This window comes from Stenotrophomonas sp. (assembly GCF_032103445.1).
GTDB lineage: Bacteria > Pseudomonadota > Gammaproteobacteria > Xanthomonadales > Xanthomonadaceae > Stenotrophomonas.
The window spans coordinates 25,002-50,878 of the sequence record NZ_DAMDFR010000015.1 but is presented as its reverse complement, the minus strand read 5'-3'; the positions used below and the strand labels follow the sequence as shown (position 1 = coordinate 50,878).

At 66.2% G+C, this 25,877-nt stretch carries 21 protein-coding genes; 12 read left to right on the top strand and 9 right to left on the bottom strand.

Translation table 11 applies throughout. The annotated features are described in order from the left end of the window. Window positions 1-72: 72 nt before the first annotated feature. A complete protein-coding gene (locus tag RT551_RS07945; RefSeq protein WP_313457197.1) occupies window positions 73-1,179 on the bottom strand; it encodes a dipeptide epimerase in 1,107 nt (368 codons plus the stop codon). Next, window positions 1,179-2,600 (bottom strand): SH3 domain-containing protein, encoded by a 1,422-nt coding sequence (locus tag RT551_RS07940; RefSeq protein WP_313457194.1) that lies wholly within the window; start codon window positions 2,598-2,600, stop codon window positions 1,179-1,181. Before RT551_RS07940 ends, RT551_RS07945 begins: the two co-directional genes overlap by 1 nt. A 362-nt stretch (window positions 2,601-2,962) precedes the next feature. Here RT551_RS07940 and RT551_RS07935 point away from each other — a divergent pair, with 362 nt between their 5' ends. From RT551_RS07935 to RT551_RS07895, 9 genes are all read left to right on the top strand, one after another. Continuing rightward, window positions 2,963-4,381 (top strand): transglutaminase-like domain-containing protein, encoded by a 1,419-nt coding sequence (locus RT551_RS07935; protein WP_313457283.1) that lies wholly within the window; start codon window positions 2,963-2,965, stop codon window positions 4,379-4,381. Window positions 4,382-4,422: 41 nt separating this feature from the next. Beyond that, window positions 4,423-7,449: a TonB-dependent receptor gene (locus tag RT551_RS07930; RefSeq protein ID WP_313457191.1), complete on the top strand. Its 3,027-nt coding sequence runs from the start codon at window positions 4,423-4,425 to the stop codon at window positions 7,447-7,449. Then, entirely contained in the window at window positions 7,449-9,062 is a 1,614-nt protein-coding gene (locus RT551_RS07925) for a serine hydrolase domain-containing protein (RefSeq protein WP_313457190.1), read from the top strand. The genes RT551_RS07930 and RT551_RS07925 overlap by 1 nt, the downstream gene beginning before the upstream one ends. A gap of 94 nt (window positions 9,063-9,156) precedes the next feature. Continuing rightward, complete coding sequence (locus RT551_RS07920; protein WP_313457280.1) at window positions 9,157-9,789, top strand: M15 family metallopeptidase; 633 nt, start codon at window positions 9,157-9,159, stop codon at window positions 9,787-9,789. A gap of 46 nt (window positions 9,790-9,835) precedes the next feature. After that, window positions 9,836-10,213, top strand: a complete 378-nt coding sequence (locus tag RT551_RS07915; protein ID WP_313457188.1) for a hypothetical protein — start codon at window positions 9,836-9,838, stop codon at window positions 10,211-10,213. Between the two features lie 222 nt (window positions 10,214-10,435). Beyond that, window positions 10,436-10,855, top strand: coding sequence for an EF-hand domain-containing protein (locus RT551_RS07910; RefSeq protein WP_313457185.1), 420 nt, complete (start codon window positions 10,436-10,438; stop codon window positions 10,853-10,855). A gap of 171 nt (window positions 10,856-11,026) precedes the next feature. Next, complete coding sequence (locus tag RT551_RS07905; RefSeq protein ID WP_313457182.1) at window positions 11,027-11,776, top strand: HAD family hydrolase; 750 nt, start codon at window positions 11,027-11,029, stop codon at window positions 11,774-11,776. A gap of 4 nt (window positions 11,777-11,780) precedes the next feature. Next, the gene (locus RT551_RS07900) at window positions 11,781-12,320 is read left to right on the top strand and encodes a hypothetical protein (RefSeq protein WP_313457180.1); all 540 of its coding nucleotides are present in this window, start codon (window positions 11,781-11,783) and stop codon (window positions 12,318-12,320) included. A gap of 199 nt (window positions 12,321-12,519) precedes the next feature. After that, on the top strand, window positions 12,520-13,884 hold the full coding sequence (locus tag RT551_RS07895) for a VOC family protein (RefSeq protein ID WP_313457178.1): 1,365 nt from the start codon (window positions 12,520-12,522) through the stop codon (window positions 13,882-13,884). Between the two features lie 125 nt (window positions 13,885-14,009). On the opposite strand, the gene RT551_RS07890 is transcribed toward RT551_RS07895, so the two are convergent. After that, a complete protein-coding gene (locus RT551_RS07890) occupies window positions 14,010-15,524 on the bottom strand; it encodes an acetyl-CoA hydrolase/transferase family protein (RefSeq protein ID WP_313457175.1) in 1,515 nt (504 codons plus the stop codon). Window positions 15,525-15,990: 466 nt separating this feature from the next. On the opposite strand from RT551_RS07890, the gene glnE reads away from it, so the two are divergent. Next, the gene (gene glnE / locus RT551_RS07885; protein ID WP_313457172.1) at window positions 15,991-18,816 is read left to right on the top strand and encodes a bifunctional [glutamate--ammonia ligase]-adenylyl-L-tyrosine phosphorylase/[glutamate--ammonia-ligase] adenylyltransferase; all 2,826 of its coding nucleotides are present in this window, start codon (window positions 15,991-15,993) and stop codon (window positions 18,814-18,816) included. 445 nt (window positions 18,817-19,261) lie between these two features. Here the strand turns inward: glnE and RT551_RS07880 are convergent, their stop codons facing one another. The 4 genes from RT551_RS07880 to RT551_RS07865 form a co-directional block, all read right to left on the bottom strand. Continuing rightward, entirely contained in the window at window positions 19,262-19,816 is a 555-nt protein-coding gene (locus RT551_RS07880) for a queuosine precursor transporter (protein ID WP_313457277.1), read from the bottom strand. 324 nt (window positions 19,817-20,140) lie between these two features. Further along, the gene (locus RT551_RS07875) at window positions 20,141-20,656 is read right to left on the bottom strand and encodes a hypothetical protein (protein WP_313457170.1); all 516 of its coding nucleotides are present in this window, start codon (window positions 20,654-20,656) and stop codon (window positions 20,141-20,143) included. 25 nt (window positions 20,657-20,681) lie between these two features. Continuing rightward, window positions 20,682-21,473, bottom strand: a complete 792-nt coding sequence (locus RT551_RS07870; RefSeq protein ID WP_313457275.1) for a DUF2145 domain-containing protein — start codon at window positions 21,471-21,473, stop codon at window positions 20,682-20,684. Between the two features lie 157 nt (window positions 21,474-21,630). Then, a complete protein-coding gene (locus RT551_RS07865; RefSeq protein WP_313457168.1) occupies window positions 21,631-22,596 on the bottom strand; it encodes a mitochondrial fission ELM1 family protein in 966 nt (321 codons plus the stop codon). 79 nt (window positions 22,597-22,675) lie between these two features. Here RT551_RS07865 and RT551_RS07860 point away from each other — a divergent pair, with 79 nt between their 5' ends. Continuing rightward, window positions 22,676-23,266 (top strand): malonic semialdehyde reductase, encoded by a 591-nt coding sequence (locus RT551_RS07860; RefSeq protein ID WP_311193572.1) that lies wholly within the window; start codon window positions 22,676-22,678, stop codon window positions 23,264-23,266. Between the two features lie 85 nt (window positions 23,267-23,351). After that, entirely contained in the window at window positions 23,352-24,062 is a 711-nt protein-coding gene (locus tag RT551_RS07855; protein WP_313457163.1) for a YceI family protein, read from the top strand. A gap of 318 nt (window positions 24,063-24,380) precedes the next feature. On the opposite strand, the gene RT551_RS07850 is transcribed toward RT551_RS07855, so the two are convergent. Together RT551_RS07850 and RT551_RS07845 are read right to left on the bottom strand one after the other, a co-directional pair. After that, a complete protein-coding gene (locus RT551_RS07850) occupies window positions 24,381-24,794 on the bottom strand; it encodes a hypothetical protein (RefSeq protein WP_313457161.1) in 414 nt (137 codons plus the stop codon). A 241-nt stretch (window positions 24,795-25,035) separates the two neighbouring features. Next, window positions 25,036-25,833, bottom strand: a complete 798-nt coding sequence (locus tag RT551_RS07845; protein WP_313457159.1) for a siderophore-interacting protein — start codon at window positions 25,831-25,833, stop codon at window positions 25,036-25,038. Window positions 25,834-25,877 lie beyond the last annotated feature (44 nt).

Sequence of the window (25,877 nt, the reverse complement as noted above, 5' to 3'; positions counted from 1 at the left end):
AGAGCCACGCCCTGCGTGGCTTCGGTTCAATGATCGCCCGAAAGCAGCCACGCAGGGCGTGGCTCTACGGTGTCACCAGCGGGGCGGGTTGATCATCTCCAGTCCTTGAACGTCCGTAATCCCCAACCCCGGCGCATCACTGATGGTGATCTCGGATTCGTTGAAATGCACGCCCCCGGTGACCGGATTGAACCGGCCCAGCGACGGCCCGTCCAGGTCCACCTTGGTGATCACATCGCTCTTGGCCACCGCCAGGTGCACCGCCGCGGCCACGCTGATGCTGGACTCGATCATGCAGCCGATCATGCATGGCACCCCGTAGATGGCGGCAATATCCGCAATCCGGATCGCATTCGACAGCCCGCCGGTCTTCATCAGCTTGATGTTGATGATGTCCGCCGCGCGCTGCTGGATCAGGTCGAACACCTGGCCCGGGTTGAACACGCTCTCGTCGGCCATCACCGGCGTGTTCACCCGGTCGGTGACGTACTTCAGCCCGCTGATGTCGGCCGCCTTCACCGGCTGCTCCAGCAGTTCCAGTACCACGCCGGCTTCCTCCAGCGTGCGCATCGCCTGCACCGCCTGCTTGGCGGTCCAGCCCTGGTTGGCGTCCAGGCGCAGCAGGGCGCGGCCCTGCACCGCGGCGTGAATCGCCTTCACCCGCTCCACGTCCAGGCCGATGTCCTTGCCCACCTTGATCTTCAGCGACTCGAAGCCACGATCAATCGCGGACAGCGAGTCCGCCACCATCTTGTCGATGTAGTCCACGCTGATGGTGATGTCGGTGGTGATCACCGGGTCGCCACCGCCCAGCATCTGGTACAGCGGCGCGTTGTGCAGCTGTGCCCATAAATCGTAAAGGGCGATCTCCACCGCCGCCTTGGCGCTGGTGTTGCGTTCCATGGACGACTGCACCAGCGCGCAGTTGCGGTTGAGGTTGGCCACGTCCTGGCCCAGCAGGCGCGGCTTGATGAAGCGGTCAATCGCTTCAATGATCGACCCGTGCGTATCGCCGGTGATCACCGCCGTCGCCGGCGCTTCGCCATAGCCGGTGTGGCCGCTGTCGGTGCGGATCAGCACCACCACGTCTTCCACGGTATCCACCGTGCGCAGCGCGGTTTTGAAGGGCGTTTTCAGCGGCACGCGCAGCATGCCCAGTTCGATATCGGTGATTTTCATCAAGGGGTCTTGGCGCGCATGCGTTGGATGTTGGTGATGCGGTCGATGTAGCTCACGGTGTCGCTGGCCATCATCGGCTCCAGCGGGGTCACCGACACGCCGTTGAGGTGTGCCTGCACGCGGGTGCCGTCCGGTGCGAACCAGCTGCCACCGGCGGTGTCGTGAATCATCCAGGTGTTGCCGCCGAAGTGACCCAGGGTCAGCATCACGTGGCCCGGAATGTAGACCAGGTCGCCGGGCTGCAGATTTTTCACTGCCTCCATGCGCTTGGCTTTGCTGTCCTTGGCGGTGAAGGCAATGCGGTCCAGCGCCGGGCTCACTGCCTGCGCGCTGGTATTGCGCGGCATCAGGATGCCGAAGCTGCGGTACACCTCCGAGACGAAGCCGCTGCAGTCGCGGGTGTCATACGAATGGCCCCAGCCGTAGCGTTCGCCCAGGAACTTGAACGCCTGCGCGTACAGGTCGCGCGGGGTCAGTTCCAGATAGGTTTCGCTGGTGTCCTGTGAGCGCGCGATCAGCGCCGGCACCAAGGCAAGCGAACCATCGTCGTTGCGCACCGGCAGCTGCACCACGTAGCTGGCATGCGCCTGCTGGCCGTTCACCGGCTGCTGCAGCGGCCAGTCGACCAGCGCAGGCAGGCGAACGCCCATGTCCAGCTGCAGGCGCGAAACCCGCGGCTCTTCCGGGGTAAACGTGGTGAATACGGTGGCCCCGGTCACCACGCGGTAGTGTTCCGTTGCGCCGTAGCCCAGCACCGTGGCCTTGTCGCCCACGCCGACGAAGCGCTTTTCGATCCACGCCGTGTAGCGTTCGCTGGTGACGAACAGCCACTGGCCATCCGCGCTTTCATGCAGCACCGCCACCGCGTCGCCCGGGAACAGCGCCGATTCCTGGAAACGATCGATATCGGTATCACCCGGGCGGCTGAACACCCGCAGCATGGTCGGGAAGGTCCGCAGCGCCGCGCGGTGCACTACCAGCCCGTACTGCAGCGGGCGCGTGGCCGCGATGGCGTCGCCACCGGCATTGGCAATGATGGACGCGCGCTGTTCGGCGCTGATGAGCTGACCGTCTTCGCCATACAGCGGCTTGTCCGGCCAGCGCGAAAGCGCCCCAAGGTCGGCTTTCACCTTGGCCCGCGTCAGCGAAGCCGGCAGCCCCGCCAGGTTGTGGATGGAGGGATCTTCAGCCCGCATGCGCGCGTTCTGCGCGTCGATGTCGGTCCGGCTCAGCAGGATCCGGTCCGCCTCGGTAAGGTCGAGCGCTGGCTCGCCCGCGCCTTGGTCCTGCTGGCCGGACCAGAACTGCGGGTACAGGAACGAGTCGGTCAGCTCAATGACATCGCCATACCCCGAAAGCGGCCGGTCCGCGTCCTGTGCCCCAGCCGCACCGGCCACCGCCAGCAACAGCACCATCGCCATGGCCCGCAACCGAAACCCGGCCTGGCCCCCGCGCGCCGCCATCGCGCGCACTCGCGACCCGGCCTGATTCCCGCGCGTCGTCATCTTGCGTACTCGCGACCCGGCCTGATCCCCGTAGTGACACGCCATGCGTGTCATCGACCCAGCATCACCACCCATCAGCGCCCGCCCTCCAGAGAACTCAATGGAATATTTATTCCTTTCCGGATTGAAAGCAAGAATAAATTATTGACCACCTACCCGCCGCGTGTTACACAGCGATTACCACCCGCACCTGTGGAAGTGTCGCCGTGGAATCCGCAGTTCGCAAACCGCACCCGCTCCGTCGCTTCGCCTGGCACACCGCAGCCTGCCTGCTGCTGGTGTCGCCGGCGCTGTGCGCGCAGCCGCTGCCTGCGCTGCCGGATCTCATCACCCAGATCGACACCGGCCACTTCGCCCAGGCCGAAGCCAAAATCAGCCGCGCCCTGGCGGATGCCAACCTCAGCCAGGACCAGCGCGACGCCTACAGCTTCCAGCGCGAACGCATGCGTCGCATCCGCCTCGACTTCACGCTGGATGCTGCCGCCGCGCAGGCCCAGGTGCGCAAGCAGATTCCCGATCTCACCGACGCCGAGTTCGCCCGCTGGGATGCACAGGGGCATCTGGAACATCTGGATATCGACGGCCAGCGCCGCTGGTTCAAGCGCGCGCCGTCGAATTTGTTCCGGGTGAGTGCCGAAGCCCGTGCCCGACGCGCGCCGGGTGTGCCGGTGCCGAAGGACGGGCCGTATGAAGTGCTTGGGCCGCACCATGAAGAAGTCGTGGCGGCCGCGCGTTCGTATCGACCAACGGTCGTGGGCCCGCTATCCCTCACCCCGCGCAAAGTCACCGTCACCCAATCGCTCACCGTCAAACCCGACGCGGTTCCCGCCGGCGAAACCGTGCGCGCCTGGATCCCATATCCACGCCACATCCCCGGCCAGCAGGAAAACATCCGCTTCCTCGGCAGCAGCGGCGGCACCGCGCAGGCGCAGATCGCCCCGGAAGACACCCAGCAGCGCACCGCCTACCTGCAGGCCCCGGCCGTCGCCGGCCAGCCCACACAGTTCGAAGTCCGCTACGAACTCACTGTCTACGCGCGCCACACCAACATCGACCCGGCCAAGGTGCAGCCCACGCCCAACGACCCGGCGTTGCAGCCGTACCTCGCCGAACGCGCCCCGCACGTGGTGTTCACTCCGGCCCTGCGCGCGTTCTCCCAGCGCGTCGTCGGCAACGAAACCAACCCCTACCGCATCTTCGAAAAACTGTTCGACGCCGTCGACCGCATCCCCTGGGCCGGCGCACGCGAATACTCCACCCTGTCCAACATCAGCGATTACGCCCTGCATGCCGGCCACGCCGACTGCGGGCAGCAGACCCTGCTGCTGATCACGCTGCTGCGCCTGAACGGCATTCCCGCGCGCTGGCAGTCCGGCATGGTCTATTCCGACGACGCGGTGGGCTACAACAACCTGCACGACTGGGGCGCGGTGTATCTCGCGCCGTACGGCTGGGTGCCGATGGATGTCACCACCGGCCGCCTGCACAGCAGCACGCCCGCGCTGCGCGACTTCTACATGGGCGGCCTGGACGCCTACCGCATTGCCTTCAACGACGATTACGACCGGCCGTTGACGCCGGCAAAGCAATACCCGCGCTCGGACACGGTCGACAACCAGCGCGGTGAAGTGGAGTGGTCCGGCGGCAACCTGTACTACGACCAGTGGACCTACGACTTCCAGTCGCACATGAAATAACCCACCACCACCATTTCACAATCTGCAGGAGAGAGCAGGGGATGAAAGCGAACAGTTTGAAGCGGGCGGCGCTGTGCGTCGCGCTCGGGGCATGTCTTGGCGTTGTGGCTCCCGGCATCGCCTGGGCCCAGGCGGTCAGCGGTGCGGTTGCCGGCCGTGCCACCGCCGGCGACCAGGTCACCGTGGTCAGCACCAGCACCGGGGCCAGCCGCAGCGTCACCGTCGGCAGCGACGGCACCTACCGCCTGGGCCAGCTGCCGGTGGGTGATTACCGCCTGCAGGTCAGCCGCAACGGCGAGAACCTGGGCGACAGCGTGGCGGTCAGCGTGGCCGTCGGCGGCACCACCAACGTCAACCTGGCCAGCAGCGGCGACGTGGTCAACCTGGATGCGCTGCAGGTCGTCGGCACCCGCGTGGTGAACCGCGTGGACGTGTTCTCCACCGAGACCTCGTTCAACGTCAACCGCCAGGAAGTCTCGCGCCTGCCGGTGGCGCAGGATCTTTCCGCCGTCGCGCTGCTTGCACCGGGCGTGGTCGGCGGCAACTCCACCTTCGGCGGGCTGTCGTTCGCCGGTTCCTCGGTGGCCGAGAACGCGGTGTTCATCAACGGCCTCAACGTCACCGACATGTACACCCGGCGTGGCTTCTCCAGCGCACCGTTCGCCTTCTTCAACGAGTTTCAGGTCAAGACCGGCGGCTACTCGGTCGAATTCGGCCGTTCCACCGGTGGTGTCATCAATGCGGTGACCCGCTCCGGCAGCAACGACTTTGAAGGCGGTATTGAAGTCACCGCCGAACCGTCCGCGTGGCGTTCCAGTGGCCGCGACCACTTCCATCGCGACGGCAGCGCGCATTCCTACGCCAGCCGGGACGACAGCAGCTTCTTCAAGACCAACGTGTGGGCCAGCGGCCCGGTGGTGAAGGACAAGCTGTTCCTGTTCGCCATGTATGAAAAGCGCGACGAGAACGGCCACAACACCTCCAACGACGCCTTGACCTGGTTCAAGAACGAAGCCGACAACGGCTTCTGGGGCACCAAGCTCGACTGGAACATCAACGACAACCACAGCCTGGCCCTGTTGGCCTTCAGCGACGAAACCGAAACCACCGCCGGCGCGTACAACTACGACTGGGACGACAATGTCATCGGTGCCTGGGGCGGCGATTCGGTCACCGAAGCCGGCGGCAAGAACTGGTCGGCCACCTACACCGGCCATTTCGGTGAAACCTTCACCGCCCGCGCCATGGTGGGCCAGAACAACCAGCGTGCGTTCACCCGTTCCTCGCTGGACGAGCTGTGCAGCCCGGTGTTCACCGACCCCAGCTACGCCCCGCGCCTGGGCCAGCTCAACGGCCTGCGCCCCGGCTGCCACCCCACCGGTGCCGCCGTCGCCGAACGTGACGACACCCGCGATGTGGCCCGCCTCGATTTCGAATGGCAGCTTGGCACGCACCTGCTGCGCTTCGGTGTCGACCGCGAGATGATGACCACCGAGCAGAGCACGCGTTACCCCGGTCCCACCCAGCTCAGCTACACCGCTTATGTGGCGCGCCCGGGCGATGAGGTATGGGACGGTGCCAACGCCTTTGTACCGCCCGGCGTGACCGAGATGCTGCGCGCGCGCAACCGCGTGTCCGGTGGCACCTTTGAAACCGAAGCCAATGCCTTCTACCTCGAAGACATCTGGAACATCACCCCCAACCTGATGCTCAACCTGGGCGTGCGCTGGGACCGCTTCGAAAACCGCACCGCCGATGGCGACGCCTTCATCAAAATGGACGACCTGATCGCCCCGCGCTTCGGCTTCAGCTGGGACATGAAGGGTGATGGCACCACCAAGCTGTTCGGTAACGCCGGCCGCTATTACCTGCCGGTCACCAACAACATCAACGTCAACTTCGCCGGCGGCCTCACCGACGAGTACAGCTACTACGTGCTCAATGGCTGGCAAACCCAGGCCAACCCGGTCACCGGTGCCCCGTATGCCGCGCCGATCATCGGCCAGCAGATCGGCCCGGGCGACACCCGCATGAACACCGGTGCCGCCGACCTGCGCCAGAGCGTGGATCGTGACCTCAAGGCCGTGTACCAGGACGAATACATCCTCGGCTTCCAGAGCATGCTCAACCAGGCCTGGTCGTGGGGCGTCAACGCCACCTATCGGCGCATGACCCGCGCGCTGGACGACATGCGTCTCAACTACACCCCGTGCGGTCCGACCGGCACCACCCTGTGGCCGATCGCCAACCCGGGTGAAAGCCTGACCATCTGGGGCGATTCCAGCATCGGCTGCGCCGAGGAAGGCTGGATCACCATCGACACCGCCAACAGCGGTTACCGCAAGGGCGGCAGTGGCGAAGTGGTCGGCTACTCCAAGCCCAAGCGCACCTACAAGGCGCTGGAATTCCAGATCGACCGCGCGTGGGACGAGAAGTGGCTGTTCAACGCCTCATACCTGTGGTCGCGCAGCGACGGCAACTTCGAAGGCCCGGTCAATTCGGACACCGGCTACGGCGACACCGGCATGGTCCAGCACTGGGATCATCCGGCCAACAACGAACGTTATGGCGTGCTGTTCAACGACTTCCGCCATCAGTTCAAGTTCCGCGCCGCGTATGCGCTGAGCGAGCAGTGGAGCTTCGGCACCACCTTGCAGGTGCAGTCCGGTGGCCCGGTCACCGCGTTCGGCGTGATGTGGCCCAACGACAGCACCGCCGGCGGCAGCACCAGCAGCGAAAGCAGCGGCGGCGGTACCGGCTGGCTGTGCGTGGCCAACTGCACCGGCAACTACGCCCAGCGCCAGTTCGAGTACAGCCCGCGCGGCGCGTACGGCCGTCTGCCGTGGACCTGGACCATGGGGGCGAACGTCACCTGGCGTCTGCCGGTGGAAGGCGTGGACCTGAGCGTGCGGCTGTCGGTGTTCAACCTGTTCAACAACCAGACCGTCATCAACGTGCACCAGCGCTATGAAGCCCAGCCGGGCCAGTACCGCGAGAGCACGTTCAACACCGGCACCCGTTGGCAGGCCCCGCGGTATACGCAGTTGCAGGCGACGTGGAATTTCTGATGGCGATCTTCCATCAATGGCTGACCGCATTGATGTTGGCGATCTTCCGTAGAGCCGGGCCTTGCCCGGCTGCTTTTCCGCGGTATCCCACCAAGCCGGGCATGGCCCGGCTCTACGCCCTGCTTCTCACCCCATCCATTGCGTCTGCTACCCCCTTCACCCCACTGCTGGACCAAACGGTCCAGCACTACCCGGTTGAAGGCATCGCCATGGCCGTCATCGAAGACGGCCAAACCACCTTCACCGCCACCCGCGGTGAAGGCATCACCGATCAAACCCGCTTCAAGATCGCCTCCAACACCAAAGCCATGACCGCCGCCGTCCTGGCCCGCCTGGTCCAGCGCGGCGTGTTGCACTGGAACGACCCGGTCATCAAGCACCTGCCGCAGTTCCGCATGCACGACCCCTGGGTCACCGAACACATGCAGGTACGCGACCTGCTCATCCACAACAGCGGCCTCGGCCTCGGCGCGGGCGACCTGATGCTGTGGCCCGAGCCCAACGCCTACACCCGCGCCGACATCATCGCCGGCCTGGCCCACCTCAAGCCCGTCACCAGCTTCCGCAGCGGCTACGCCTACGACAACCTGATGTACGTGGTGGCAGGTGAAGTCGCCGCCGCCGCAACCGGCAAGCCCATCGACGTACTCCTGCAGGAAGAACTGTTCACACCCCTCGGCATGACCGGCTGCCAGACCGACCCCACCCAGACCTCGCTCGCCGCCGGCGGCGTGCGCTGCAGCCTGCGCGACATGACCCGTTGGATGCATGTGCTGCTGGACCCGTCGCTTGTGCCCGACTGGCTCAATGCGGAACAGCGCCGGCAGCTGTGGACCGCGCACATGCCCATGCCCCTCGGCGAACGCCAGCGGCGCTGGGAGAACGCGCATTTCTCCGCCTACGGCTATGGCTGGCGGCTGTCGGATTTCGACGGTGAGTTCAAGGTGGCCCACACCGGTACGTTGAGCGGCGCGTATTCCTCGCTGGCGTTGCTGCCGGACAGCAAGACCGGCGTCGTCATTCTCATAAACGGCGAAGGCGAAAACGCCAGAACTGTCCTGATGCAGGCCACACTCCGTAGAGCCACGCCCTGCGTGGCTTCGACCAACCCACCGCCTGCGCCGGCAACATCGGCCGCGTCAGACACCGCGCAGCCACGCAGGGCGTGGCTCTACGGTTGCTCCCAAGCGCCCACCATCGCCACCTACATCACCGAAATCGAATCCGAACACACCACCCGCAAACCCCGCCCCGACACCACCGCCCGCACCCCAGCCCCCACCACCGTCCCCTGGCAGGGCATCTACCAGGACCCCTGGCTGGGCACCGCCCACCTCTGCCCGGAAAACGGAAAACTCCGCTTCACCGTCGAAAAAGCCCCACGCCTGCACGGAACCGTGATGCAGCTCGATTCCCGTTGGCTGGTGCAGTGGGATACCCTCGAAGCGGACGCCGAGCCCTGGCTGCAGGTATCGCCCGCTCATGTAGAGCCGGGTCTTGCCCGGCTGGGGGCCACCCCGCAGACTCTCAGCCTGCGCGCCATCGACCCGGATATCGACTTCAGCTATGACTATCAGGATCTCGAGTTCACCCGCACCGGCCCGTGTACGTGATGCGCGACCAGGGGTCGCGCCTACGGCGGCCTTCATTTCATCTGTGCTTCTGCTTGCACTGATCGCCACCACCGCCCACGCCCAACCCGTTCAGATCGCCCTCGTCCGCACCGCCGAACAAGCCGGCCTGGTCGACATCACCACGCTGTCCCCCAACATCCAGCTCGACATGCGCTACGCCGGCAGCAACAACTTCACCGGCCGCAGCGTGCCCGGCTACGAAGCGCCCAAGTGCCTGCTGCTGGCCCCCGCCGCCAGCGCACTGGCCCAGGTCGAAGCCGATCTGCGCAGCGAAGGCCTGGGCCTGAAGCTCTTCGACTGCTACCGCCCCGCGCAATCCGTTCAGGCCTTCGTCGACTGGGCCAACGACCCCACCGAGCTCTCACGCAAAGCCATCCAGTACCCCGGCATCGACAAACCGCAGCTGCTGGGCGGCTACATCGCCGAAACCTCCGGCCACAGCCGCGGGGCCACGGTCGACCTCGGCCTGGTGGACTGCCGCAGCGGCACCTGCACCGATGTGGACATGGGCACCGACTTCGACTACTTCGGCCCCGAAGCCCACACCGACACCGCGCAGATCACCCCCGACCAGTACAACAACCGCCAGCGGCTGGTGCGCGCCATGCAGGCGCAGGGCTTCAAGAACTATCCGCTGGAATGGTGGCATTACACCCTGGACCCCGAGCCCGACCCCAAAACCGCCTACGACGTCCCCGTGCGCTGATCGCCGCCCCGTACAATGGCGGCGGACGCCATTCGCCCGGAACGTAATGAATCTGCCGCTGCACTTTGGACTGCTGGGAACCCTGGAAGCCGGCCTTATCGCTTTGCTCGTTGGTCTGCTGGTCTACAGCCTGTGGCAGCGCCTGTGCCGCTGGGCCGGCTGGTCGATGGGCCACGCCATCGGCTGGGCCTGCTTCATCGCCGTCATCATCAGCGCCGGCATCGACGCCTGGAAGCTGTTCTACATGGGCATCGTGCGGCTGGAGTCGCCGTTCTACGCGCGCATGTACCTGGCCACCATCCACGATCCCAACGAACTGGGCTCGCGCGTGGTCATTGAAGTGGCCGGTGCACTCGCCGGTGTGGCACTCGGCTGGGTGATATTCAGTTCCCGGTCAGCCGAAAAAACTGAGACCTCGAACTGATTTTCCGTTCGGTGCGCGTTAAACGAAGCCGCGCTGAATGCGCACATTACCGACCTGTCACCTGCGCGTAACCGAGCCGGTAATGCACGCATCTGCGTAGGTGGTTAAGACCGCGTCTGCACGCCGGTTGCAGCCCAAGATCGATTCACAAACGCGGTGGCAGGGTAGGGGCCGTACGGAAACAACGACCCGTGCAATACCCCTTTGACGGAGACCACCCCAATGACGAATCGCAACCGCAAGCCCCTGATCGCCCTGTTGATCGCCGCCGGCAGTGTGATGGCCATTCCGGCAATGGCACAGACCGCGCAGCAGAGCGCCGCGCAGGCCCAGCAGCAGGCCGCCCAGGCGCAGCAGGCCGCCGGTGCCGCCGGTCAGGCCGCTGACAATGCCAGCGGTGCAGCCGCAGCCGCCTCGGCACAGGCCGGCGGTGGTGGTGGCGGTCAGACCTGGGCCAGCGTCGACACCGACGGCAACGGCACCATCAGCAAGTCCGAAGCCCAGGTCAACGCCGGCCTCGCCCAGGTCTTCGACCAGGCCGACACCAACAAGGACGGCGAGCTCACCCCGGATGAATACAAGGCCTACGTCGCCGCCCAGCAGACCGGTGCCGCCAACGGCGGCAACGCCCCGGGCAAATAACCGGCCACGCCGGTCGTAGAGCCGGGCTTGCCCGGCTGCTTTTACCCGCAACACCCGTGCAACACCAAGCGCAGAAGGGCCCAACACCGCTGGACAACGGTGAAAGGCAGTGAGGGGGGAAGGGCGGCTTCGGCCGCCCTTCCTTTTGCGCGGTCGCGGTATCCTTCCCCCATGATGACCTCACAACCCACGCCCACCGGCCACATCGGCCTGGTCGGCTTCGACGGTGACGACACGCTCTGGAAGAGCGAGGACTACTACCAGAAGGCCGAACAGGACTACCTCGACATCCTGTCGCGCTACATCGACGTGCACGACACCGCCACCGCCCGGCACCTGCTCGAAGTGCAGCAGCGCAACCTCGCCGTGTTCGGCTACGGCGTAAAGGGCATGACCCTGTCCATGCTCGAAGCCGCCATCGACATCAGCCAGCAGATGATCACCGCGCGTGACCTGCAGCAGATCCTCGACATCGGCCACGACACCCTGCGCCACCCGGTCGAACTGATCGACGGCGTGCGCGAATCGGTCGCCGCCATCGCCAACGACTACCCCGTGGTGCTGATCACCAAGGGCGACCTGTTCCACCAGGAAGCCAAGATCAAGGTCGCCAACCTGCGCGACCTGTTCCCGCGCATCGAAATCGTGTCCGAGAAGGATCCGGAAACCTACGCCCGCGTGCTGGAAGAATTCGACCTGCCGATGGACCGTTTTGTCATGGTCGGCAATTCGCTGCGCTCGGACATCGAGCCGGTCGTCACCCTCGGCGGCTGGGGCATCCACACCCCGTACGCCGTCACCTGGGCGCATGAAACCCAGCACGGCGTGGCCGTGGACGAACCGCGCATGGTGGAAGCCCCCACCGCCTTCGATTGGCCGCAGGCATTGCGCGCCATCGAAGCCAAGGCCGTACAGGGCTGACCCGGTGAAGCGCCTGTGCCTGCTGCTGGTGTTGTGGCTGGGGCTGCCATTGGCCGCCCTGGCCCAGCAGACTGCCGAGAAGTCCGACACCTACCAGGTGCACACTGGCGATGCCTGGGTTGACGCGCAGCTGCAGGACATCAACCATTACGCCGAGCGCTTCCCCGACAGCTTCCTCGACGAAGTGGTGCGCTATGCCGGTGTGTCGCGCGGTTACATCGCCGCGCTGATGTATACCCACGGCTGGCACGCCGGTGACATCTATTTCGCGTGCTTCTGGGGCAAGGTCACCGAGCATTCCTGCCGCGACAGCGTGCGCGCTTTCAGCCGCCATGTGCCGGAAGAGGGCGGGTTCGTGCAGTGGTCCGATGTGGTGAACGACGACCTTGGCACCGAGCCCACCAACCTGCACTGGCGCGCGCTGCGCCACGCCATCGTGGCCAGCCACGATCACTGGGACCGCCCGGTGGAGCTGGATGCCACGTTGAAGCGGCAGTTGGGGGATCGTGCGCAGCGGGATAAGCGGGCGCGTGCCGACCGTTGATTCCCCGGTGACGGGCATGGCCCGTCACTACACGGATGGTTGGCCCTGTAGTGACACGCCATGCGTGTCATCGCGGTGCCGGCCTCGCGCGACGCCCCATTCATGGCTCCGCCAATCATCCCGATGACGCGCATGGCGCGTCACTACGCGGTGCGCGACAATGGCGCAAATCCCCCCGCGCCCTGTCTCCGAGTACGCAATGAGCACCACTGCCTTCGTTTCGCCCGACGACATCCGCACCCTGTTCGCGCAGGCCATGTCCAGCATGTACCGCACCGAGGTGCCGCTGTACGGCACGCTGGTGGATCTGGTCGCTGAAATCAACGACGCCGTCCTCACCGACAACCCGGCCCTGGCCGACCAGCTTGACCGCAACGACGAGCGTGCCCGCCTCGCCCAGGAACGCCACGGCGCGATCCGCGTCGGCACCGCCGCCGAACTGGCCACCCTCGGCTGCCTGTTCGCGGTGATGGGCATGCACCCGGTGGGGTACTACGACCTGTCCGTGGCCGGCGTGCCGGTGCACTCCACCGCGTTCCGCCCGCGCACTGCCGCCGCGCTCGCGCAGAACCCGTTCCGCGTGTTCACCTCGCTGCTGCGGCTGGAGCTGATCGAAGACCCCGCCTTACGCGAGCAGGCCGCGCAGATCCTCGCGCGCCGCCACATCTTCACCGACGAATGCCTGCACCTCATCGCCCAGGCCGAGCGTGATGGCGGCCTGGAAGAAACCGAAGCGCGCCGTTTCGTGCTGGCCGCGCTGGAAACCTTCCGCTGGCACAGCGACGCCACCGTGTCGCTGGACACCTACCACGCCCTGAGCAAGGCGCACCGGCTGATTGCCGACGTGGTCAGCTTCCGTGGCCCGCATATCAACCACCTCACCCCGCGTACGCTGGACATCGACGCTGCCCAAGCCGGCATGCTCGCGCGCGGCATCGATGCCAAGGCCGTGGTCGAAGGCCCGCCGCCGCGCCGCTGCCCGATCCTGCTGCGCCAGACCAGCTTCAAGGCGCTGGAGGAAGAGGTGAACTTCCCGGAAGACGGCCGCAGCGATGTGGGTACCCACACCGCGCGTTTCGGCGAGATCGAGCAGCGCGGTCTGGCGCTCACCCCCAAGGGGCGCGCGCTGTACGACCAGCTGTTGAACCAGGCGCGTGATGCAGGTGGGGCGGGCAGCACCTGCGGTGACTACACCACGCGGTTGGCGGATGCGTTTGCGGCGTTCCCGGATGATCACGACACCCTGCGCCGTGAGGGCCTGGGGTATTACCGGTATGCGCTGACCGAAGCTGGGCGTGCGGACAGGGCCGCTGTGGGCGATCTGCCGGCCGAGGCGTTGATCGCCGCCGGTCTGGCGACGGCCGACCCGATTGTGTATGAGGATTTCCTGCCGGTGAGTGCGGCGGGGATTTTCCAGTCCAATCTCGGCGGGGAAGAGCAGCGCGCGTATGCGGCGCATGCCAACCGTGAGGCGTTTGAGCAGGCGTTGGGGTTGAAGGTCGAAGACGAGTTCGGGATTTACGAACGCCTGCAGAGCGAATCGCTGGCGACGCTACGCGCGTAATTTATCCGTTCGCGGAATCCCGGTGGTGCCGGCCGCTGGCCGGCGACCTCATGAACCTTCGTCCGGGCCTGCGTGGTTGCCGGCCAGCGGCCGGCACTACCGAGCTTCCACCAATCCGCGATGGCTTATGCCTTCATCGTCCCGGTATCCAACCACCGCTGGTGCCACGACAACGCCTCCGGCAACAGATGCGGCGTGTGCTTGCCATAACTCTCACGGCTCGCCCGTTCGAAATAATCATTGATCTGATCCCGGAACTCCGGGTGCACGCAGTTATCAATCACCACGCGCGCACGCTTGCGCGGGGTCAACCCACGCAGGTCCGCCAACCCCTGCTCGGTCACGATCACTGACACATCGTGCTCGGTGTGATCCACATGGCTCACCATCGGCACAATCGCCGAGATGGTGCCGTTCTTCGCCGTAGACGGGCTCAGGAACGCCGACAGGAACCCGTTACGCGCGAAATCACCCGAACCGCCAATGCCGTTCATGATCCGCGTGCCCATCACATGGGTGGAATTCACGTTGCCGTAGATGTCCGCCTCGATCATCCCGTTCATGCCGATGCAGCCCAGGCGGCGCACCAGTTCCGGATGGTTCGAGATCTCCTGCGTGCGCATGATGATGCGCTCGCGGTAGAAGTCGATGTTCTCCTTGAACGTCTCATTCGCCTGCGGGCTCAGCGCAAACCCGGTGCACGACGCATAGCTCAGCACGCCATCGCGCAGCAGATCGAGCATGCCGTCCTGGATCACCTCGGTGAAGGCGCTCAGGTCGCGGAAGCCGCTCTTGCCCAGCCCGGCCAGCACCGCGTTCGGAATATTGCCCACGCCGCTCTGCAGCGGCAGCAGGTTCGCCGGCAGGCGGCCGCGCGCCACTTCGTGCTTCAGGAATTCGATCAGGTGCCCGGCAATCAGCTCGCTGGTCGCATCAATCGGGCTGAACGGGCTGTTGCGGTCCGGGCCGTTGGTGCGCACCACCGCCACAATCTTGTCCGGGTCGCAGCGCAGCGCGGTGTCGCCAATGCGGTCGTTCGCGTGCACCAGCGGAATCGGCTTGCGGTACGGCGGCAGCGCCGTGCCGTAGTAGATGTCGTGCATGCCGTCCACACCGGCCGGCTGCCACTCGTTGACCTCGACAATCACCTTCTTGGCCAGGTCCAGCCAGGTCTTGTTGTTGCCCACCGATGTGGAGGGCACCAGCGAGCCGTCTTCGCGAATGGCCGAAACCTCCACCACCGCCGTGTCGATATCGCCATAGAAGCCGAACCACACATGCTGGGCGACGTGGCTGAGGTGGATGTCGATGTAATCCAGCTTGCCCTCGTTGATGCGGTTGCGCGCATCCGGGTCGCTCTGGAACGGCATGCGCATCGCGATGCCATCGGCCTTGGCCAGCGCGCCGTCCAGTTCCGGGGCGGTGGACGCGCCGGTCATCAGGCTGATCTGGAAGGGCTGGTTCTGCGCGTGGAAGGCTTCAATGCGCTCGGCCAGCGCCACCGGCACCGCTTTCGGATAACCCGAACCGGTAAAGCCACTCATGGCAACGGTTTCACCTGGCTGAATCAGTGCAGCGGCAGCTTCGGCAGAAACCACCCGGTCGCGCAGACGCGCGTTGGCAATGCGATCAACAGACATGGCAACAGCAGCTGTGTAGGGGACCTTCATTATCGGCCATACCCGACACCCCCTGACGTTCGACCAAGGTGCTAGACCGAATACAGGAAATAACCGGCCGTATTCAGCTTCCAGAAAGCTTCTGTACCCACCAGTATTGTTTTGCAGTGCAGCGTGCAACTTGTTTCCGGAGCCTAGATGATCGCCCTGCATCCCGACGTGGGGGAGGGAGCAGAGCCCGCTGGCAGTTCGCTGCAAGCGGGCTTTTTTATGTCTGAAATTCGGGAATGGCGGCGTCGGCCGGCATCGCGCGGACACGCATGGCGTGTCCCTACACCGGGATCCCGTAGCGACGCGCCATGCGCGTCCCACGCACCGCCTCACCGCTCGGCACACCCACCGCACCGCAATCCCCCGCAAACGCCCCCGCACGTCAAACCCCATCCCGCCCCGCCCCGCCCACGCGGCCCGCGGTCATAATCCCCCCATGCCAATCCCCGCCAACGCCGTCCCCGCCGCCCTCGTCCCCCTGGTAGACCGCGCCCTGGCGCGCCTGGCCCTCAGCCTGGCCGACACGCCCCACTGGCCCCCCACCAAACCGGTGCTCGATCAGCTCCGCGAACTCGCCCTCGCCAGCGACTTCGCCATCGACACCCTGTGCCGCCAGCCCGCACTTCTGTCGCAATTGACCCAAAATGACTGCCCGCCGATCCCGCTTCCGGAACTCGATCCCGAGCACCCCAGCGACTGGCCGGTCCGTCTGCGCCGCTACCGCGCCGCTGCCTCCACCCGTCTCATCTGGCGTGACCTGAATGGGCTGGACGACGTCCCCGCCACCCTGCGCGGAGCCACCGCCCTGGCCGAAGACTGCCTCGGCCTCGCCCTGGCCGCGCTGGAAAAGGAATTCGCCACCCGCCACGGCGTCGTGCGCGCCAGCACCGACGGCAGCGAACAGCGCCTGGTCGTGTTCGGCCTCGGCAAGCTCGGCGGCGGCGAACTCAACTTCAGCTCCGACGTCGACCTGGTCTACGCCTACCCGCAGGGCGGCGAATCCGACGGCCCGCGCCCGCTGGCCGCCGAGGAGTACTTCGCCCGCCTCGGCCAGCGCCTGGCCAAGCTGCTCGACGAAACCACGGTGGACGGCTTCAGCCACCGCGTGGACCTGCGCCTGCGCCCCTTCGGCAACGCCGGCCGCGTCGCGCTGTCGTTCGCCGGCATGGACAACTACTTCCAGCGCGAAGGCCGCGACTGGGAACGCTACGCCTGGCTCAAGGCGCGCGCCGTGGCCGGTGACATCCCCGCCGGCGAAGCCTGGCTGCAGACCCTGCGCCCGTTCGTGTACCGCCGCTATCTCGATTTCACCGCGCTGGACGGCCTGCGTGAAATGAAGGCCGCCATTACCGCCGAAGTCGCGCGCAAGGACATGTTCGACGACATCAAGCGCGGCCCCGGCGGCATCCGCGAAATCGAATTCCTCACCCAGGCCCTGCAGCTCATCCGCGGCGGCCGCGAGGCCACCCTGCGCGAGCGCCGTCTGCTGTACGCGCTGCCCGCCCTCGTCGCCTGCGGGCAGATGGACCCGCAGGACGGAGCCGAACTGCTGCACGCCTACGACTTCCTGCGCCGGCTGGAAAACCGCCTGCAGATGCTGCGCGACGCCCAGACCCACGCCCTGCCCAGCGACCCCATCGACCGCCTGCGCCTGGCCTGCACGCTCGGTTACGCCGACTGGGACGCGCTGGTCGCTGCGCTCGACGTGCAGCGCAACCGCGTCAGCACCGAGTTCGCCGCACTGCTCGCCCCGCGCGCCGGTCAGGCCGCACCCGATGCGCTTTCGAACTACTGGCGTGGCCTGCCCGAAGGCGGCAGTGCCGAGGTGCTGGCCGAGGCCAGCTTCAGCGACGCACACGGGGCCGACCAGTCGCTGCGCGACTTCGCCCAGTCGCTCGGCGTGAAGTCGCTTTCCGACGCCGCACGTGCGCGCCTGGACCGCGTGCTGCCCGCACTGCTGCACGCCGCCACCCGCTCACCGCAGCCGGATGCCGCGCTCAAGCGTGTGCTCGGCCTGCTGCAGGCCATCCTGCGCCGCACCAGCTACCTCGCCCTGCTGGACGAACAGCCCAGCGCGCTCGCCCGCCTCGTGGACGTGCTCGCCCGCAGTGCCTTGCTCGCCGAGCGCCTCGCCGCGTATCCGCTGCTGCTGGACGAACTGCTGGACATCCGCGTCTCCGGCCCGATGCCGGACGAAGCCGCCATGCAGGCCGAGTGCAACGCCGCGCTCAACGTTGACGACCCCGAAGCCGCGCTGCGCCTGCTCAACGAAATCCGCCTCGCCCTCAGCTTCCGCATGGCCCTGGCCGCCCTCGACGGCCGCCAGCGCGCCGTCGACAGCACCCGCCAGCTCGCCCAGCTTGCCCAGGCCGTGGTCGTCACCGCGCTGCAGATGGCCGAGGCCGACATGCAGCAGGCCCACGGCATCATTCCCGGCGGCCGCTTCGCCATCATCGGCTACGGCAGCCTGGGTGGCCTGGAGCTCGGCTTCGGTTCCGACCTCGACCTCGTATTTCTGCACGACCACCCCAGCGACCAGGACAGCAGCGACGGCAAGCGCCCGCTCGACCCCGGCCGCTGGTACGCACGCCTTGCCCAGAAGGTGATGGCCCTGCTTGGTGCCGTCACCGCCGCCGGCCGCCTGTACGACATCGACGTGCGCCTGCGCCCCGATGGCGGCAAGGGCTCGCTCGTCTCCTCGCTGGCCAGTTACACCGAATACCAGCGCGAGCGCGCCTGGACCTGGGAACACCAGGCCCTCGTGCGCGCGCGCGGCATCGCCGGCGATGAAAGCCTGCTGGCTGATTTCGAGCGCGTGCGCGCGCAGACGCTGGGTCGCGTGCGCGATCGCGAGGTGTTGTTCGCCGACGTGCTGAAGATGCGCGCCCGCATGCGTACCGAGCTGGACCGCAGCGATGCCGGACGGCTGGATCTGAAGCAGGGGCCGGGCGGGGTAGTGGACCTCGAGTTCCTGCTGCAGACCGGCGTGCTGGACAGCGCCGCCGAACACCCGCAGGTGCTGGAGCCTCGCGATACGCCCAGCCTGATTGATGCGCTGGCGGAGATTGCATGGCTGCCGGGTGGCACGCGTGATGGATTGCATGAAGCGCATGCCGCGCTGCTGGATGTCGGCCTCGCGTGCACGTTGGACCGCCGGCCCCGCATGGCCATACCGACGCCTGCATTGGAAGAAGCGCAGCGGGTGATCACCGCAGCGTGTGATGCTGCGGACCTCCCGTTCACCAGCTCCACGGCCGCATGACTGCATGACTGCATGACTGCTTTGGTGGGATCGGTCGACAGATGATCGCCGATAACGCCCGATCGGCGCTTTAACGCATGGACCCCGCCGGGCAAACGCTTTCAACGGCGGCCGCGCGTCTTGCTGCACTGGTGGGGGCGGTCGACAGACGCCTGCCGATAACGCCCAATCGGTGCATTAACGCATGGACCCCACCGGGCAAACGCCTCCCACGGCGGCCGCGCGTAATGCTGCCTTGGTGGGGGCGGTCGACAGACGCCCGCCGATAACGCCCGATCGGTGCATTAACGCATGGACCCAACCGGGCAAACGCCTCCGTTCCCCGGTCATGCGTCCCCGGGCGATGCACCTTTATCGGCGGTCGACTGTCGTCCGACCCTACCGGGCAGGTCTCATCTCCATTACGACGAACGCGTTGCCACGCGCCCGGGCCTCACCGCCAACATCACCCCACCCGCGGCGCCATCTTCCACAACAACGCCCGGAACGGAGCCAACAAAAACACCCCGATCCCCAGCTTCACCGCCAGATCCCCCGCCGCCCAACTCACCCACGGCAAACTGGACCCGGCAAACGCGATGCTCCAGAAAATGCACGTATCCAACGTCGCACTGCACGTCGTCGCCACCATCGGCGCGCGCCACCAGTTCCCCCGGCGCAACCGGTCAAACACGGTGATATCCAACAATTGCGCCGCAATGAACGCCACGCACGACGCCACCGCAATACGCGGCGTGGCGATCCACATCGAAAGCACCACCGCCAGCGCAAACCCCGCCCACGCCACCCGCCGCGCCGCCGCCGGCCCGAACCGCCGGTTGATCAGGTTGCTGACCAGAAAGGCCACCGGGTAGCTGAACGCCCCCCAGGTCAGCCAGTCATTGATCGGAAACTGCACCAGCACATTCGACAGCAACACCACCGCGCCCATCGCCAACACCGCCAGCAGCAGGCTGCGGGTGGTCAACGGGGCAAACACAACATCGGGGCGCGCGGACATGGCGAACAGGGGGCAGGGGAGGGGAAGGGTGCGCATTATCCCCCATCCCGCGCGGCGGGGCCGGATGTGGCTCTGGATGCGGCTTTGGCTGTGGCTCTGCTGTGGCATTGGTAGAGGCGGTCGCCAGACGCCTGCCGATAACGCCGATCGGCGCTTTAACGCATGGACCCCACCGGGCAAACCTCTCCGATCCCCGGTCATGCGTCCCCGGGCGATGCACCGTTATCGGCGGTCGACTGTCGTCCGACCCTACCGGGCCTCGCTCGCGAGGCCCATGGGACGCGGCGGTTACGTCACCTCAGGGGATCCCCGAGATGGCTCCCCTCAATACGCCTCACTCATCTGATTCTTCGCCGCATCCGCCGTCGGCATGAACGCCAGGGTCTCCCCCTGCGCATTGGCGACCATCCACCCGGCACCGGCTTCGGTCGGGGTCAAGTCCAACACATCGCCCACCTCCAACGTCTTGCCCGGGTTGTTCTCGCGCGCCGGCCACTGAATCACCGCCACATCGGGTGATTCCGGGTTCCTCAGGGCCACCTCGACAGCGCCATCGGCCTTGGTCTCCACCGTCTCCACCGTCAACGGCGGCAGCGGATGCGCCTTCGCGGTCTTACCCTTGCCCTTCCCGTTGCCGGACTCGCTCAGTTTTTCCGACCCTGCGAGCGAAGCGCCCAGCGTCAGCCACACCGGCGAGGTCACGATCGCCACAGCGACCGACGAGCCCACCATTCCGTAGCTGGTCACCTTGTCGCTGAAACCTTCGGGCGGGTCACCCGCGTGAGCCGGTGCGGCCACCAGCAACGTAGCCAGTGCGGCGGAAATCAAAGAACTGCGCATCAGTGCGTCTCCCTGTTCGTGTGGTTCATGGTTGCGGTGCCGCCATGCCGGCTACCGGCACGTGCGCCACGCTCAGCTCCTGCACCAGCAGGTCATGCTGCTGCAGGAAATCGAAAACAGATTCCACCGTCACCACCGAGTAGTTGCCGGAAATGCGCTCGCTGCCCGGGTGGTCGGTGGTGGCTGCATTGGCCGCGAAGAAGCGCGCGCCCAGCCGCTTGCCCACGCCAATGTGCAGAATGCTGGGCTTGTAGCGATACGCACGCAGGTACGACTGCGCCTGCCTGCGCGTGCTGATCGTGTTGCCTTCTTCGGCCTGCATCGCCGCCACCAGCACTTCCAGCACCCATTGGTTCGAGTTCTGGTACTCCAGCGAGGACGGGAACGCCACCACGCTGTAGCGCGGCTCGTGCAGCGCCTTGGCGGTAGCGCCGTCGCCCGCAAGCAAGGTCTTCAGCGCCGCGCGCAGTTCCGGTGTGGGCACGCCCACGCGGATATTCGTATGCGTGCCGGTTTCGCCGATGAAATTGCTCAACCCTTCGCGGAACAGGGTCGAGGTGGAGGATTTGCAGTGGTTCAGCAGATGCACCACCCGCCACTGGCCGTCGTCTTCGCGCAGTGCCAGCGCCAGGTGGCTGTGGCGCAGGCCGTACTTGCTCAGGTCCTGACCGCCGCGTGCCAGCAGCGCTACGTCTACGTTGTCCAGCGCGTCCAGGGTTTCGGCGGTGGCCTGGGCCACGTCGAACATCGACGCCATTGAGGCTGGGGTGGGGTAGCGGGGCAGACATTCGCGCGCGGCGAAGGCCGGGCCTGGCATTAAAAGCAGCAAGCAGATCAACCAACGTTCCATGTCACCCCCTTACGTTTGAGCATCTTACCTATAAGCGGGTGGGGCGGTTGTGTGTCAGGCATCGCGGTGGTTCAGCCGGGCAAGCCCGGCTCTACGTGTCGGTTGTGACCGGGATCGCGTTGGGTCAACCCGCCAACCGCTCCAACACCTGCGCGGCCACCCGCCCGGTCTCCCGCAACGGCACCACATCCCCCTCACCCCCCCACTCCAACCACCGTTCCTGCAGCCGCCCGCGTTCCCGCAGCGCCTGCTGGAACGCCACCATCCGCCCCTGCGCCTGCTCGCCCAGCGCCACACACACCGGCACCCGCGTCGCACACGCTTCCGAAAGCAGATTCACCGAATCCGGCGACACCACCACGCGGTGCGCCCAGCCCAACAGCCCGGCATACGGATTCACCCCATCCCCACCATCCCCCCAGATCACCTGCGGCAACCCAGCAAACGCACTACGCAGCGCCCCCACCAACGCAGGCGGGGTCCGCCGCGAGGTCGTCGCCAACACACTGCCCCCCTCGGCCCGCACCTGCGCGGCCACCTCTTCAAACACCCGCGCCATAGCCGCCTCATCCCAAGGCGCATGCCCGGTCGGCCCACCCACCAGCAGCGCCGTCCGCGGCCCCGGCAGCGAACCGAACTCTGCAAACGCCGCACGCCCCAGCGCCAGCCAATCGTCATTCACCGGATTCAAGCTGCCCAGCAGGGTCAGCACGTTCTCGCCACGCAGGCGGTCGTGCTCCGGCACCACCACCAGATCCCAATGCCGGGGCGAAACACGCGGGTCCAGAATCTGCACCACGGTCGAACCACGCTCGCGCAACAACCGCAGCGCCCCTGCCGCCTGCCGCCCACACCCCACCACCAGTTCCGGCGGACTCGCAGCCAACGCAGACAACCCCGGTCCAAAACCGTCAGCCATCCCCGGCAACCACCGCGGGGCCACCCACTTCCACGGCGCGCGCGGCTGCAGCACCAGCGGCCGGTGGGCCCCCAGCTTCAGCGCGCTGGCCAGCGCCACTGCCTGGCGCACATTACCCGCGCGGCCGTCAGTGATCGTCCAGGGGGCGGTCCATCGTTTCACGTGTGGCATTAATTCGTTTCAGTCAGGCTGGGTGTTGCAGCTGTTGCGACACTCTACACTGCGAGCCTTCACCGATCCCGGAGGCTTCATGTCCAACGTGCTTAACGACACCGCGCTAGACCAGCTGTTCCGTACTGCCCGCACCCAGAACGCCTTCCAGGACAAGCCTGTCGAAGACGCCCAGCTGCGCGCCCTGTACGACCTGCTGAAGTGGGCCCCCACCGCCGCCAACGGCAGCCCGGCGCGTTTCGTGTTCGTGAAGTCGAAGGAAGCCAAGGCCAAGCTGGCCCCGGCGCTGTCCGAAGGCAACCTCAACAAGACTCTGGCTGCCCCGGTCACCGTGATCGTCGGCTTTGACGAAGATTTCCACGAGAAGCTGCCGTTCCTGTTCCCGCACACCGACGCCAAGGCGTGGTTCGACGGCCCGCGTGAAGGCCGCACCGAAGGCGCGTTCCGCAACGGCAGCCTGCAGGGTGGCTACCTCATCCTCGCCGCCCGCGCGCTGGGCCTGGATGCCGGCCCCATGAGCGGCTTCGACAACGCCAAGGTGGACGAGGCCTTCTTCAAGGGCACCGCCATCAAGTCGAATTTCCTGGTCAACTTGGGGTACGGTGATCCTTCGGGCCTGTTCCCCCGGCTGCCTCGCCTGTCGTTCGACGAAGCCGCCCGCATCGAATAAGCGTCACCGCCAGACCGCGGCCCGTCTGTGCGGACGGGCTGTATGTAGTTGCTTTCTTCCCCTTCCCTTAGCGAGAGAGACTCACATGACCGTTACCCGCAAACTGCTGCTGCCGCTGGCCCTCACCCTGGCCATCACCGCCTGCTCGAAGCCGGCCGATGAAGCCGCTGCCCCGGCCGCCGACGCCGCTGCCACCCCGGCCGCTGCTGAAACCACCACCCCGGCGGCTGATGCCGCTGCCGCTGCGCCGGCGGCTGAAGCCATCCAGATCGCTTCGGGCACCTACAAGCTCGACCCGAGCCACACCGACGTGCTGGCCCAGTGGAGCCACTTCGGCTTCTCCAACCCCAGCGCCCACTTCGGCAACGCCGAAGGCACCCTGGTGTGGGACGCTGCTGACGTGACCAAGAGCACCGTCGAAGTGAAGCTGCCGCTGAGCGGCCTGAACAGCTTCACTGCCAAGTTCGACGAACACCTGAAGAGCGCCGATTTCTTCGACGCCGCCAAGTTCCCGGCCGCCACCTTCAAGAGCACCAAGGTGGAAGCCGCTGGCGTGAACAAGCTGAGCGTCACCGGTGACCTGACCATCAAGGACATCACCAAGCCGGTCGTGCTGGACGTCACCATCAACGGCGGCGGCGAACACCCGATGGCCAAGGTTCCGGCGGCTGGCTTCGACGCCACCACCACCATCAAGCGCAGCGATTTCGGCGTGGGTGCGTATGCCCCGAACGTCAGCGATGAAGTGAAGATCCGCATCACCACCGAAGCCACCGGCGAAAAGCCGGCTGCGTAACGGTTGATGGATTGAAATGAAAACGGCCCGCCATGTCTGGCGGGCCGTTTTTGTTTGGGGGTGTGTTCGGGGTGTGTTCGGGGTGTTTTGGGGGGGGAATGTCTGGGGGGTAGAGTCGGTCGCAAGACGACTGCCGATAACACCCATCGGCCCTTTAACGCATGGACCCCACCGGGCAAACGCATCACCGTCCGGCAAACGCCTCCGTTTCCCGGTCATGCCCCACCGAACGTTGCACCGTTACCGGCGGTCGACTGTCGTGCGACCCTACCGGTCTCACACATTCCGTATGTGCCACCCTACATCAACCCACCAACCTCACCCCACCAACTTCCCCAACCACAACGCGCTGAAATCCGTCGGCGTGCGCCGTGCCGGCACCACCACCCCGGTGCCCCGCAAAAACACATGCGTGGCCTGCGCAAACGCCTGACGCGCCACCAATGCCGTCTGCTTCACCGCCGCCTGCTGCTTGCGCAGCTGCACGATCTGCAGGTTCGGCTTCCCGGGTGCGGCGAACTTCTGGTACTTCCGCAGTTCGTCCGCCACCAGGTCCATATCGGCCTGGGCTTTCAGCAGGGCGTGTTGGGAGAGGGCCAGGGCCAGGGCGGCCTCGCGCACCGGCACGGCGGCGTTGGGGGCTGCGGCTGCCAGGGCAGCATCAAGGGAAGGGTCGCCTTGTTGAAGGCGCGCGATGAGGTCGGCAAGGGCCGAAGAGGTGAGGGCAGGCATAGGGGCGCATTGTATGGCCTGCGTCGTCCATCTTCGGGCACCACGCATGACGCGCATGGCGCGTCACTACCCGACCCCGCGATGGGTTCGGGACCCCGCGATCCCGTAGAGCCGGGCTTGCCCGGCTTGCTTCCGACATCGCGGTGGTTCAGCCGGGCAAGCCCGGCTCTACATTCCCACGTCCGACGTTGCGTAGTGACGCGCCATGCGCGTCATCGCGGCAAGTCAGGCCCCCAAACAATCAATCGCCTTCATGCTCATCCCCATGCGCCTTCCAATACCCCTTCGACCGGATCCACTCCTTCGGCACCCCCAGATGCCCCTCCAGATACTTCCGCATCATCCGCGCCCGGCGTGACTCGGTCGCAATCCAGTAGAACGTATCCCCCTCCGGCTCCTCGAAATCAGTAAACACGTCCTCCAGCAACGTACTGGTGGCCGCATCAAACCAATTCCGCTCCAACCACGAAACCGCAATGCGCTCATCCTCCGGCAGTTCCTGCCGGTCCTCCGCCGAAGGCACCTCCACATACACCTGCGCCCGCGCGCCCTCCGGCAGCTGCTCCAACCACCGCGCAATCGCCGGCAGCGCGGTCTCATCACCAATCAGCACATACGTATCAAAGTCATCCGCGGTGATATGCGACCCACGCGGCCCACCGACGGCAATCGCATCACCCGGCTTCGCATTCTCAGCCCAGCGTGACGCCACGCCATCGCCATGCAGCACGAAGTCGATCGCCAGCTCACCGGCCTCCAGATCCCACCAGCGCGGGGTGTAGTCACGCGCAGGGGAGGGCTCCTGGCCTTCCGGGTAGCGCGGGCCGTGTTCGGTCATCGTGGGCACCACAAATTCCCCCGCTGCATTGGGGAAGAACAACTTCACGTGGTCGTCCGGAGCGGGCGAATCAAAGCCCTCCAACGCCGGCCCACCCACCACCACCCGGCGCATGCTGGGGGTCAGCTCTTCGGTGCGCAGTACCTGCAGCGGGCGGAACTTCACGGTATGACGCAACAACTGATGTTCGTGCAAAGCCATGGGGGAATACCTGTATCAAGGCCGCAATCGCGGCAAATGTGAAA

Excerpts from the sequence above, each read along its gene's own strand:
- RT551_RS07945 (WP_313457197.1), bottom strand. The coding sequence starts at position 1,179 with ATGAAAATCACCGATATCGAACTGGGCATGCTGCGCGTGCCGCTGAAA.
- RT551_RS07940 (WP_313457194.1), bottom strand. The coding sequence starts at position 2,600 with ATGGCGATGGTGCTGTTGCTGGCGGTGGCCGGTGCGGCTGGGGCACAG.
- RT551_RS07930 (WP_313457191.1), top strand. The coding sequence starts at position 4,423 with ATGAAAGCGAACAGTTTGAAGCGGGCGGCGCTGTGCGTCGCGCTCGGG.
- RT551_RS07925 (WP_313457190.1), top strand. The coding sequence starts at position 7,449 with ATGGCGATCTTCCATCAATGGCTGACCGCATTGATGTTGGCGATCTTC.
- RT551_RS07915 (WP_313457188.1), top strand. The coding sequence starts at position 9,836 with ATGAATCTGCCGCTGCACTTTGGACTGCTGGGAACCCTGGAAGCCGGC.
- RT551_RS07910 (WP_313457185.1), top strand. The coding sequence starts at position 10,436 with ATGACGAATCGCAACCGCAAGCCCCTGATCGCCCTGTTGATCGCCGCC.
- RT551_RS07905 (WP_313457182.1), top strand. The coding sequence starts at position 11,027 with ATGATGACCTCACAACCCACGCCCACCGGCCACATCGGCCTGGTCGGC.
- RT551_RS07895 (WP_313457178.1), top strand. The coding sequence starts at position 12,520 with ATGAGCACCACTGCCTTCGTTTCGCCCGACGACATCCGCACCCTGTTC.
- RT551_RS07890 (WP_313457175.1), bottom strand. The coding sequence starts at position 15,524 with ATGTCTGTTGATCGCATTGCCAACGCGCGTCTGCGCGACCGGGTGGTT.
- glnE (WP_313457172.1), top strand. The coding sequence starts at position 15,991 with ATGCCAATCCCCGCCAACGCCGTCCCCGCCGCCCTCGTCCCCCTGGTA.
- RT551_RS07880 (WP_313457277.1), bottom strand. The coding sequence starts at position 19,816 with ATGTCCGCGCGCCCCGATGTTGTGTTTGCCCCGTTGACCACCCGCAGC.
- RT551_RS07875 (WP_313457170.1), bottom strand. The coding sequence starts at position 20,656 with ATGCGCAGTTCTTTGATTTCCGCCGCACTGGCTACGTTGCTGGTGGCC.
- RT551_RS07870 (WP_313457275.1), bottom strand. The coding sequence starts at position 21,473 with ATGCCAGGCCCGGCCTTCGCCGCGCGCGAATGTCTGCCCCGCTACCCC.
- RT551_RS07865 (WP_313457168.1), bottom strand. The coding sequence starts at position 22,596 with ATGCCACACGTGAAACGATGGACCGCCCCCTGGACGATCACTGACGGC.
- RT551_RS07860 (WP_311193572.1), top strand. The coding sequence starts at position 22,676 with ATGTCCAACGTGCTTAACGACACCGCGCTAGACCAGCTGTTCCGTACT.
- RT551_RS07855 (WP_313457163.1), top strand. The coding sequence starts at position 23,352 with ATGACCGTTACCCGCAAACTGCTGCTGCCGCTGGCCCTCACCCTGGCC.
- RT551_RS07850 (WP_313457161.1), bottom strand. The coding sequence starts at position 24,794 with ATGCCTGCCCTCACCTCTTCGGCCCTTGCCGACCTCATCGCGCGCCTT.
- RT551_RS07845 (WP_313457159.1), bottom strand. The coding sequence starts at position 25,833 with ATGGCTTTGCACGAACATCAGTTGTTGCGTCATACCGTGAAGTTCCGC.